Raw genomic sequence first — 10,669 nt, forward strand, 5'->3', positions numbered from 1 at the left:
AGGCTGGCTGCGTGGGGCGGTTCGGTCGCGTTGGTGTGCCGGCATGGGCCCTGCGGCTGTTTTTGGCAGAAGAACCGAGCGGGTTTGCGACAAGAAAGATAGTAATAAGTTACTATATTGCATATGAGCGCCAAATACCTCCCTGCAGACGAACGTCGTGCCGCCACGGTCGAGGCGGTGGTGCAGCTGGCCGCGCAGCACAACCCCAGCGAGATCACCACCACCTGGATCGCGCGGCACATGGGGGTTACGCAAGGCGCGTTGTTCAAGCACTTCCCCACCAAGGAGGCCATTCTCGAAGCGGTGATGAGCTGGGTGGTCGAGCGCTTGCTGGCGCGCATCGACCAGGCGGCACAAGGTTGCGCGACGCCGCTGGCGGCGCTGGAGGCCATGTTTCTGGCGCACATCGACTTTGTGGCCGAGCACCCCGGCGTGCCCCGCATGCTGTTCGGCGAGTTGCAGCGCCAGGGCGAGACGCTGCCCAAGAAGATGGTGCGGGCCCTGATTCGGCAATACCGCGAGCGTTTGCTGCACCAGCTGGAGCAAGGCCAGGCAACGGGGGCGTTCGATGCTCGCCTGGACCTGGATGCCGCAGCCGTGCTGTTCATCGGCTCGGTTCAGGGGCTGGTGATGCAATCGCTCATTGCCGGCGACGCGGCGCGGCTGCGTGCCGACGCGCCGGGCGTGTGGGCCATCTACCGGCGTGGCATCGGAGGTGTGCAGTGAAGGTGCCCCGCGTTCAACGTCGCACCCTCGCCGTCGTGGCCGTGGTGTTGCCCCTGCTGCTGGTTTTCGTCTACGTGGCGATCCGCTCGGGCCCCTTGGCGCCCGTGGCCGTCACCGTGACCACGGTACAGAACCTGCCCGTCACGCCCGCCTTGTCTGGCCTCGGCACGGTGCAGGCGCGCTATACCCACAAGATCGGCCCGACCGCGGCAGGGCGTCTGCAGCGGCTCGATGCGCAGGTGGGCGACGTGGTGCACGCCGGCCAGGTGCTGGGCGAGATGGACGCGGTGGACCTCAACGACCGCATCGCGGCGCAACAAGCCGCCATCCAGGGCGCTCAGGCAGCGCTGCGACAGGCCGAGGCCAAGCATGCGTTTGCGCAGATCCAGGCGCGACGCTACGAGCAACTGCTGCCCTCGCACGCCGCGACCGAAGAGTACGTTGCCACCAAGCAGCAAGATCTCGTGCTGGCCCAAAGCGCCCTGACCGCCGCCCGCGAAGACGCCCGCCGCCTGCAGGCCGAATTGCAGGCCTTGCAGGCCCAGCGCGGCAACTTGCGGCTCGTCTCGCCGGTGGCCGGCATCGTTGCCGCGCGCCAGGCGGACCCGGGCTCGACCGTGGTGGCCGGGCAGCCGGTCGTCGAGGTGTTCGACCCCGCCAGCGTGTGGGTCGATGCGCGCTTCGATCAGGTCCACGCCGAGGGGTTGGCGCCGGGCTTGCACGCGCAAGTGACGCTGCGCTCGCGCCACAGTCAAGCCATCGCGGCGCATGTGCTGCGCATCGAGCCCCGCGCCGATGCCGTCACCGAAGAAACCTTGGCCAAGGTGGTGTTGGACACCCTGCCCGCGCCGCTGCCACCGCTGGGCGAGTTGGCCGAAATCACCGTGCAGTTGCCAGCCTTGCCTGCCGGCCCGGTCATCGCCAATGCGGCCATCCGCACGCTCGACGGCCGACGCGGCGTGTGGAAGCTGGCGGGCGAAGGCCTCGTTTTCACCCCCGTCACCCTGGGCCGTGCCGACCTGGATGGCCGTGTGCAAGTCACCCAAGGCCTGGCCGCGGGTGATCGCGTGGTGCTGTACAGCGAGAAGGCGCTCACGGCACGCAGCCGCATTCGCATCGTCGAACGCCTGCACGGCGTGGCGCCATGATCAGCCTGGCCGGGCGCGACATCCTGCATGCCTGGGGCAAGTTTGTGTTCACGGGCATGGGCCTGGGCCTGCTGATCGGTGTGACGCTGACCATGGCCGGGGTCTACCGCGGCATGGTGGACGATGGCAAGGTGCTGCTGGACAACAGCGGTGCCGACCTGTGGGTGGTGCAGCAAGACACGCTGGGCCCGTATGCCGAATCGTCGAGCATCCCCGATGACCTGTGGCGCAGCATCCGCACCATGCCCGGTGTGGCGCAGGCCGCCAACGTCACCTACCTGACCATGCAGGTGGGCAAAGGTGATCAAGACGTGCGCGCCATGGTGGTCGGCATCATGGCCGGTGAGCCTGGCACGCCGGGCTGGCCGCCGCAACTCATTGCCGGGCGCCAGATCACCCGCAGCCACTACGAGGCCGTGGCCGATGTGGCCTCGGGCGCGCAACTGGGCGATGTGCTGAAGATCCGCCGCAACCACTACACGGTGGTGGGCCTGTCCCGGCGCATGGTGTCGTCAAGCGGCGACCCCATGGTCTTCATTCCATTGAAAGACGCACAAGAAGCGCAGTTCCTCAAGGACAACGATGCGATCCTGATGCAACGCCGCCGCGTCGAGGCCAACCCCGCCTTCAACCGGCCCAACGTGCCCGGCTTGCTCGATGCCGTGATCGACTCGCAGACCCGCAGCAACGCGGTCAACGCCGTGCTGGTGCGTGTTCAGCCCGGCGCGTCGCCCGACGAGGTGGCCGAGCCCATCCGCCGCTGGAAGCGCTTCACGGTGCATGTGCGAGCCCAGATGGAAGGCATCCTGGTGGGCAAGCTCATTGCCACGTCGGCCAAACAGATCGCCATGTTCCTGGTGATCCTGTCGATGGTGAGCGCGGCCATCGTCGCCTTCATCATCTACACGCTGACGATGGACAAGATCCGCGAGATCGCGGTGCTCAAGCTCATTGGCACACGCAACCGCACCATTGCCGCCATGATCCTGCAGCAGGCCCTGGTGCTGGGGGTGATCGGCTTTGTGGTGGGCAAGATCGCGGCCACCTTTGCCGCGCCGATGTTCCCCAAGCACGTGCTGCTGGTGCCGGGGGACTCGGTCATCGGCTTCTTCGTCGTGCTGGGCATCTGCATGGTGTCGAGCCTGGTGTCCATCCGCATGGCGCTGCGCGTGGACCCCGCCGAAGCGATCGGAGGCTGAGCATGGCAGGCCAAGGCATCCACATCGAAGGGCTAAGCAAGCGCTATGGCGAAGGCGACACCGCCGTGCTGGCCCTCAAAGAGGTGACCATGCACGTCGCGCCCGGCGAGGTGGTAGGCCTGATTGGCCCGTCAGGCTCGGGCAAGAGCACCTTGCTCAAATGCCTGGGCGCCGTGATCGACCCGACCGCCGGGCGCATGCAACTGGGCGACCAGGTCATCTTTGACAACGGTTGGAAGGTGCCGGACCTGCGTGCCCTGCGCCGCGACAAGATCGGCTTTGTGTTCCAGGCACCGTACCTGATCCCCTTTCTGGACGTGACCGACAACGTGGCCCTGCTGCCCATGCTGGCTGGCGTGCCCAACGATCAGGCGCGCCAGCGCGCTCTGGAGTTGCTGACCGCACTGGATGTGCAGCACCGCGCCCAAGCCATGCCCTCGCAACTGTCAGGCGGCGAACAGCAGCGCGTGGCCATTGCGCGGGGCCTGGTCAACCGCCCGCCGGTGATCCTGGCCGATGAACCCACCGCCCCCCTGGATTCGGCACGGGCCATGTCGGTGGCGCGCATCTTGAACGACATGGCGCAGCGCTTCCAGACCGCCGTCATCGTCGTCACGCACGACGAGAAGATCATCCCCACCTTCAAGCGGATCTATCACATCCGAGATGGGGTTACCCATGAGGAGGCGGGCGAGGGGCGAGCGTTGCGCTGAGTCGGGTGCGTGCGAAGATGCCGCCATGAGCAACGCCACTCCGCCACGGGCGCCGCAGCCTCCCGAGTCGCGCGTCGAGCCGCTCGGCGCCAGCGCCCCGCTGGCCGAGCTGTCGCCAGCCTACTTCGGCATGGTCATGGCGACGGGCATCGTGTCGATCGCCGCCCAATTGCTCGACCACCCGACGCTGGCCCGGGCGCTGTTCGCGCTCAATCTCGTGGCCTACACCGTGCTGTGGGCGCTCAACGCGCTGCGCGCACTTCGGTATCGCGCGCATTTCCTGGGCGACCTGGTTGACCATCTGCGCGGGCCCGGCTTCTTCACCAGCGTCGCGGCCACCAGCATCGTGGGTAGCCAATTTCTGATCCTTGCAAAGAACAGTCGCGCCGCCGTGGCGTTGTGGTGCGTCGCCGTCGTGCTGTGGGTGGGCCTGACTTACACCGTTTTCACCGGCCTCACGATCAAGCGAAACAAGCCCTCGCTGGACCAGGGCATCAGCGGCGCATGGCTGCTGGCCGTGGTGGCCACGCAGTCGATCGCCGCCTTGAGCGCGCTGCTGGCCGCTCACATCGGCCAGCCGGTCAAACTGGAGTTGAACTTCCTCGCGCTGTCGATGTGGCTGTGGGGCGGCATGCTCTATATCTGGATGATGTCGCTGATCTTCTACCGCTACACCTTCTTCCCCCTGGAGCCCGGCGACCTGTCTCCGCCCTACTGGATCAACATGGGCGCCATGGCGATATCGACACTCGCCGGCTCGCTGCTCATTCTCAATTCGCCTGACGCGCCGTTCCTGCTGTCGCTGCTTCCTTTTCTCAAGGGGTTCACGGTGTTTTACTGGGCAACAGGAACGTGGTGGATCCCGATGCTGCTCGTGCTGGCGCTGTGGCGCCACGTCTACCGACGCTTTCCGCTGCGCTACGACCCGCTTTACTGGGGGGCGGTGTTCCCGCTCGGCATGTACGCGGCGAGCACGGACCGATTGATCGAGGCCATGGGGATCGGATTTCTGTCCTTCGTTCCGCGAGCGTTTTTCTCGATCGCGCTGATCGCCTGGTCCGCGGCATTCGTTGGCCTGGCGGTCGAGTTGCTGCGCGGGTCGCGGCCTCGATCGGGCGGGTAACGCCGGGCGGCCTCAACGCCCCGCCGCCGTGGCCGCCAGCGTGCCATCCGAGCCTTCGGGCACGTAGACCATCGAGCCGTCCTTCATTCGGTAGGCGATGCCGGCTTTCTGGCCTTCGCCCTGGCCGATCTGGCCGCTCGATTTGTAGTGCTCGATCTTGTCGCCTTTCTTGATGAGCATCTCCATCGAGGCCTTGCCGGGATCGGTGATGACCGTGACGTCCTGGTGCGCGAACGGGTTGAGCAGCGGGTTGCGCGCGATGGTGATGAGCAGCGCCGCGATGATCACCAGGAAGATGTCGATGAGGTTGACGACCGAGAGGATGGGGTCGTCGGATTCGCTTTCGTCGAGAAACTTCATTGCGCGGCTCCGGGGGCGAGGGTGTGCTGGGCGGATCGGGCCGACAGCCACGCGAGTTCTTCGGCCAGCCAGCGGCGTTGCACGGCGACGATCCAGTAGGTGAGGGCTGCGGCGATGAGCGCGAGGATCACGGCCGAGAAGGCGACGGTGAGGTTGTCCGACACGCTCGCGAGGTTGCCGTCCGACAGACCCTTGAGAGCGGGCCCCATGGGGATCATGGTGGCGACGAGGCCGAGCATCGGGGCCACGCGGGTGGCAATGCGGGGCAACTCGACGAGCTTGTGCGCTTGCAGGTCGAGGTCGTCGGCGCGCAGGTCGTGACGGCCTTGTGCCCAGGCCAGCAGCGGGTAGCCGCGCGAGGCGGCGTCAGGCTGCGGGGTGCCGCGACGTTGCCACCACTGGACGCTGAAGGCGCCCAGCGCGTAGAAGGCGTATACGAAGAGCGCGGCGATGGCCAGCAAGGTGGGAATGAGAAAGACCTGGCAGGCCTGGTACATGAGGGTTTCGATGTTCATGTTGAGAACTCCTGTTTACTGAACGATGGATGCGGATGGGTGCATGAGGGGCGGCGTGCTGGCGCGGGCCCGCCGCAGTTGCCGCCATGCGCCGACGCACGCGGTGGCGACGATGAACCAGAGCGTGGCCAGCGCCGTGAGGATCCGGGTGGCCGCCGGGTTGGCGGGGCGCTCGGTTTTGTCGAGCCGCATGCCTTGCACCGCCGGTGGCGCGGGTTGGGGCGGCGCCGGGGTGGGCTGCGCCTGGGGCGGGGCCGCTTCGGGCCGGGCCGGGTTGGGGGCTGCCGCTGCGGTGGCGGTGGCGGGACGCGCCGGAGCGCCGGTGCCGAATCCCGCATGTTGGGTGAAGGCGGCGTTGTCGGTCTTGACGTCGAAGCGCTGGGCGAGCTCGCGGTAGCGTTGCTTGAGCTCGGCCACGGTGGCGGCGTCGGTCTGCCAGTAGCCCTTGCGCTCGGCCTCGAGCATGCGTTCGATGGTTTGCGCCAGGGCGTGCGGGTTCTCGCGCTCAAACCAGTCTTTGAGGCCGAGTTTGTGTTTGTCGCGCACGTAGACGTCGACCATTTCTTGCCATTGATCGTCGCGCACGATTTCGCGGGCCACGGCTGTCCAGCCCCAGAGGTTGTTGGTGGCGTCGAGCACTTGCAGGGTGCCGGCGTAGCCTTCGGCCATCAGGCCTTTGATGTAGCCGGGGTGGAACTGGCGGGTGGCGAGCTCCTTGGCCAAGAATTGCGCGGCGCCTTCGACCTTGCCCGAGCCGGACCCGCGCAGGTTCGAGATGTAGAGCTCGGGCGCCTTGCCATCGAGGTGGCGCACGGCCAGCGCGATGCCGCCGAGATACTGAAACGGATCGTCGGTGGTGAGCATGCCGTAGAGGTTCGAGGTGCGCGAGAGCACGGCGCCCTCGGTGCCGCGCAGGTGCTCGGCGTAGAGGTTGACGTTGGCAACGCTGCCGGCGCCGGCCTGGCCCCATTCTTTTTCGTCGGGGCCGTAGGCGTATTGCATGCGCGAGAGGTAGAGCTGGGCGAGTTTGCGGTCGCCTTCGGCCTTGCCTTTCCAGGTGTCGGTGGCGAGGGTGGCGTCGTCGAGCCCGGTGCCGTAGCTGCCCTGCTCCGACGAGAAGATGCGTGTCTGGCCGGCGCGCACGGCCGCGTCGTGCGCCACGCCGCGCGCTTCGAGCGCGGCGGCGATGCGTTTGGCGTTATGGGCCACGGGGTTGTCGGCCTCATCGGCGGTGGCGGCCAGGCGGGCGGCTTCGGCCAGCCACTTCATGACGTTCGGAAAGTGGTCGCGATAGAGGCCTGTGGCCGAGAGCACCACATCGACCCGCGCCCGGCCCAGCTGATCCCGCGGGATCAGCTTGACGCCGGTGACGCGCCCGCCCGCATCCCACACGGGCTCGACCCCCATGGCCCAGAAGGCCTCGGCTTCGAGGATGCCGCTGTGGCGCATGGTTTCGACCGACCACAGGGCCATGGTGAGTTTTTGCGGCGTGCGGCCGGTTTGCGCGCGGTGCGTGGCGAGCAGTTGTTCGAGCGCTTCTTTGCCCGCGGCCCAGGCTTGCGGCGTGGGCACGCGCGAGGGGTCGAAGCCGTAGAGGTTGTGGCCGGTGGGGTAGGCGTCGGGGTTCTTGATGGGGTCGCCGCCGTATGAGGTGGGGATGTGCCGACCCGCGAGCGCCGCCAGCAGCGCGGGCTGCTCGCCCGCCGCGCCGAGGTGCTCGTACCACTGGCGGGCCTGCGCGATGCCGTCGCGCAGCGCGGGCGGCAGGCCATCGGTGGGGGCGCCGTCGATCACATGCTGGCGCAGCAGGCGGTAGGGCGCCGTGGTGGCGAGGCGGTCGTAATCGCCCACGATGGCTTCGTCGAGATCTTTTTGCGGCGTGCCGGTGTGGGCGGCGGCGGCCTCCCAGAAGGGGCGCCCGAGCATCAGCAGCACGGTGCCCAGGCGGTGGGCCTCGCGCGGCGCGGTGCCGAAAGTGTGCAGGCCTTGCGGCTGGGCGGTTTGCGCCAATTCGTGCAGATGGTTGTGCAGGGTGTCGATGAAGGCGTTGAAGTCGCCGTCGATGCGCGCGGCGCCCCAGCCCATGTCGCGGTCGATGTGCTCGCGGCGCACGTCGGCCAGGAGGTCGGCGCGGAGCTGGTTCTTGACGGCGCCTTCGTCTTGCGCGATCCAGCGGTGCAGCAGGTCGTGGATGCGGGTGAGCGCATCGTGCAGGCCCGCCGGCGCGAAGGGCGGTGTCTGGTGGCTGATGGTGACGGCGCGGCCCCGGCGCTTGGCCTGGATGGCCTCGCCGACGTCGTCGACGATGTAGGGGTAGACCACGGGCACGTCGCCCACGGCGAGCATGGGCGCATCGAATACCGAGAGTCCGCGCTCCTTGCCGGGCAGCCATTCTTGCGTGCCGTGCGTGCCGTAGTGAACGATGGCGTGATCGCGGCGCGCCAGCAAGTAGGTGGCGAAGTAGAAATGCGAGGGGCCGGCCTTGGTCGAGTGGTAGAGGGCCTTTTCCTTGTCTTCCCAGCGCTCGCCGCGAGGCGGTTGCGGCAACACGGTGAGGTGACCCAGCTTGAGTCGTGGCACGGCAAACACCATCCGCCCGTCGTACGGCACCACGAACGACGAGCGCTCGGGCTCGCCCCAGTGCGCGATCATGTCGTCGCGCACGGCTTGGGGCAGGGCGTCGAACCAGCGGCGGTAGTCGGCCACGGACACGGGTTCGGCCAGGCCGTCGCGCAGCAGCGCGATGAGCGCGCGGTTGTCGCCGGCTGGAGCATAAAAGGGGGCGAGCAGGCGTTGCAGTTGTCGCGTGAGCTCGCGATCGTCCGGGGCTTCGGTGCGGTAGCCGGCGTCCCGCAGCGCGGCCAGGCTGGTGGCGAGGCTCTTGGGCAGGTTCATGAACGAGGCCGAGAGGTTCTTTTCGCCCGGCGGGTAGTTCCAGAAGAAGATGCTCACGTGCTTGTCGGCAGCGGGCGTGCGCGCCAGCCGGGCCAGGTTGAGCGCCTTGTTGACCATCGAGGCCGCCTGGGCGGCGATCGGCAGGATCTGGTCGTCGGCCTTGCGCGTGGCCGCGGCGATCTGAATATCGGTCACGCCAGCGTATTCGGACTGCGCCACGTAGAACGGCACGTCCATCAGCGCGATGCCGCTGGGGTCGGCGGCCCAGGCGGCTTCGTCGCCCTTGCGATACGGCGTGGCCTGCACCACCGGCACGCCCAGCGCGCTGAACTCGGCGCGGCGGCTGTCGGCGTCCAGCATGATCTGGGTGTTGATGATGGCGTCGGCGACGACGCGTCCGTCGATGCCGAGCGCCGCGGCGAGATCGCCCTGGCCAGTGGCGGGGGCGTACACGGTCAGGGGTAGCGCGCCAGCCGCCTCGATGCGGGCGATGAGGTCGTCGATGAACGCGGTCTGCTCGGAGATCACGTATTGCTGGTGGATGAGCACGGCCACCGTGGGCGGGCGCCGCGCGGGGTCGATGCCCTTCCAGCGCAGGTAGCTGGCCGCGTCGTTGAAGATCAGCCCGGGCGCCTTGGGGTGGTAGATGCCGGTTTTCGGAAACACCTTGGGCGCGGGGATGCCCGCCAGGGGGCGCCCGGCCAGTTGCGCGGCCAGCGTGCGAAAGAAGCCATCGAAGTTGGCGCGCCCGCCGTTGGCGTAGTAGCCCACCAGGCGCCTGGCCACGTCGTCGGGCAGGCCGCTCCAGCTCGGGTTGGCCTCGTACAGCCACAGCTGTGGCGCGCGCAGCGCGGGCAGCGCGCCGTGCAGCCGCGCCCGCACTTCGTCTTGCAGATAGCTGTCGATGAGCACGGCGTCGGCCCCCTTGAAGAGGCCGCCATCGACATCGGCCGGCAGCTTGTGCAGGTAGCGCACGTCAAGCGTCACCCCCAACGGACGGGCCACCTCGGCCAGCATCTTGAACTTGCCGGGCGGGACGTTGCCAGTGGCGATGATCAGCACCTGCGCGGAGAACGCTGGCGCGGCGCACAGCAGCAGCGCGAACAGCGCCAGCAGGCGGTACAGCTTGGACTTCATGACGCGCGCTCCACCGATCAGAAATCGGCCTGCAGCGCGACGCTGAAGGTACGGCCGGGTTGCGAGTAGAAATCGACGCCCACCGGGTTGGCCGCGTCCGCCTTGCGGATGTCGCTCCACAGCCAATACTTGTGGTCGAAGAGGTTGTTCACCGCCGCCGTCACGCGCAGGTTGCGGCTGAGGGTTGCCCAACCCGAGAGATCGACCGCGCCATAGCCCGGCGTGCGGAAGTAGGTGCCGTCCACCGAATCATCGATGCGCGATTTGCGGGCCGCCGCGCGCAGGCGCGCCTCGGCGCCCCAGCCATCGGCCTCGCGGGTGAGGATCAGCCCCAGCCGTGTCGGCTCGACGCTGTTGAGCGGCTGGTCGGTCTCCTGGTTGGTGCCGACGGTGCGGGCCAGCGAGCCGTCGAGATGCCAGCCGGGGGCGAAGGCCCAGCCGCCGCGCACCTCGGTGCCGTGGATGCGTACCTTGTCGAGGTTGACGGCCATCGAGGTGCGCGACAGGCCGCTGATGCAGCGCGGGTCGCCGGGGCAGCTCAGGTAAACGCTCTCGATGAAATCCTTGTAGTGGTTGTCGAACACCGCCACCTGGGCGCGCCACTCGCCGCTGGTCAACTTGATGCCCAGCTCGCCCCCAATGCCCGTTTCGGGCTTCAGATCGGCGTTGGGGCTGGTGCCGTAGCTCTGCACGGTGTTGCGAAAAGCGCCGTTGACCTCGTTGTAGTTGGGCGCGCGATACGAACGCGCCACCTGACCGTAGGCGGCAACGGCGGGGCTGAAGCGCCACATCGCGCCCAGCTTGGGCGACCAGGCGCCGTCCGACTTCTCGACCGCGTCGCGCCCGATGGCCG

9 protein-coding genes are annotated in these 10,669 nt (G+C 67.9%); 5 read left to right on the forward strand and 4 right to left on the reverse strand.

Annotation, left to right across the window (positions count from 1 at the left end; all coding sequences use genetic code 11):
• The first annotated feature begins 117 nt into the window (after nucleotides 1-117).
• From ACE3SS_RS13370 to ACE3SS_RS13390, 5 genes are read left to right on the forward strand one after another with little or no spacing between them, the layout of a single operon-like run.
• A complete protein-coding gene (locus ACE3SS_RS13370) occupies nucleotides 118-726 on the forward strand; it encodes a TetR/AcrR family transcriptional regulator (protein WP_374594732.1) in 609 nt (202 codons plus the stop codon).
• Nucleotides 723-1,874: an efflux RND transporter periplasmic adaptor subunit gene (locus ACE3SS_RS13375; protein ID WP_374594734.1), complete on the forward strand. Its 1,152-nt coding sequence runs from the start codon at nucleotides 723-725 to the stop codon at nucleotides 1,872-1,874. The genes ACE3SS_RS13370 and ACE3SS_RS13375 overlap by 4 nt, the downstream gene beginning before the upstream one ends.
• Nucleotides 1,871-3,073, forward strand: coding sequence for an ABC transporter permease (locus ACE3SS_RS13380; RefSeq protein ID WP_374594736.1), 1,203 nt, complete (start codon nucleotides 1,871-1,873; stop codon nucleotides 3,071-3,073). The genes ACE3SS_RS13375 and ACE3SS_RS13380 overlap by 4 nt, the downstream gene beginning before the upstream one ends.
• 2 nt (nucleotides 3,074-3,075) lie before the next feature.
• Nucleotides 3,076-3,786, forward strand: coding sequence for an ABC transporter ATP-binding protein (locus ACE3SS_RS13385; protein ID WP_374594738.1), 711 nt, complete (start codon nucleotides 3,076-3,078; stop codon nucleotides 3,784-3,786).
• Between the two features lie 25 nt (nucleotides 3,787-3,811).
• Nucleotides 3,812-4,909, forward strand: coding sequence for a tellurite resistance/C4-dicarboxylate transporter family protein (locus ACE3SS_RS13390; protein ID WP_374594740.1), 1,098 nt, complete (start codon nucleotides 3,812-3,814; stop codon nucleotides 4,907-4,909).
• A 12-nt stretch (nucleotides 4,910-4,921) separates the two neighbouring features.
• On the opposite strand, the gene ACE3SS_RS13395 is transcribed toward ACE3SS_RS13390, so the two are convergent.
• From ACE3SS_RS13395 to ACE3SS_RS13410, 4 genes are all read right to left on the reverse strand, one after another.
• A complete protein-coding gene (locus ACE3SS_RS13395; RefSeq protein WP_374594742.1) occupies nucleotides 4,922-5,269 on the reverse strand; it encodes a DUF2149 domain-containing protein in 348 nt (115 codons plus the stop codon).
• Nucleotides 5,266-5,784, reverse strand: a complete 519-nt coding sequence (locus ACE3SS_RS13400; RefSeq protein WP_374594744.1) for a MotA/TolQ/ExbB proton channel family protein — start codon at nucleotides 5,782-5,784, stop codon at nucleotides 5,266-5,268. The genes ACE3SS_RS13395 and ACE3SS_RS13400 overlap by 4 nt, the downstream gene beginning before the upstream one ends.
• A 15-nt stretch (nucleotides 5,785-5,799) precedes the next feature.
• Nucleotides 5,800-9,816 (reverse strand): cobaltochelatase subunit CobN, encoded by a 4,017-nt coding sequence (gene cobN, locus ACE3SS_RS13405; protein ID WP_374594746.1) that lies wholly within the window; start codon nucleotides 9,814-9,816, stop codon nucleotides 5,800-5,802.
• A 17-nt stretch (nucleotides 9,817-9,833) separates the two neighbouring features.
• The coding region (locus ACE3SS_RS13410) for a TonB-dependent receptor domain-containing protein (protein ID WP_374594748.1) at nucleotides 9,834-10,669 on the reverse strand (836 nt) is incomplete at its 5' end.

Origin of the sequence: Aquabacterium sp., assembly GCF_041915145.1 — a bacterium.
In the GTDB taxonomy this organism is placed as follows: domain Bacteria; phylum Pseudomonadota; class Gammaproteobacteria; order Burkholderiales; family Burkholderiaceae_C; genus Aquabacterium.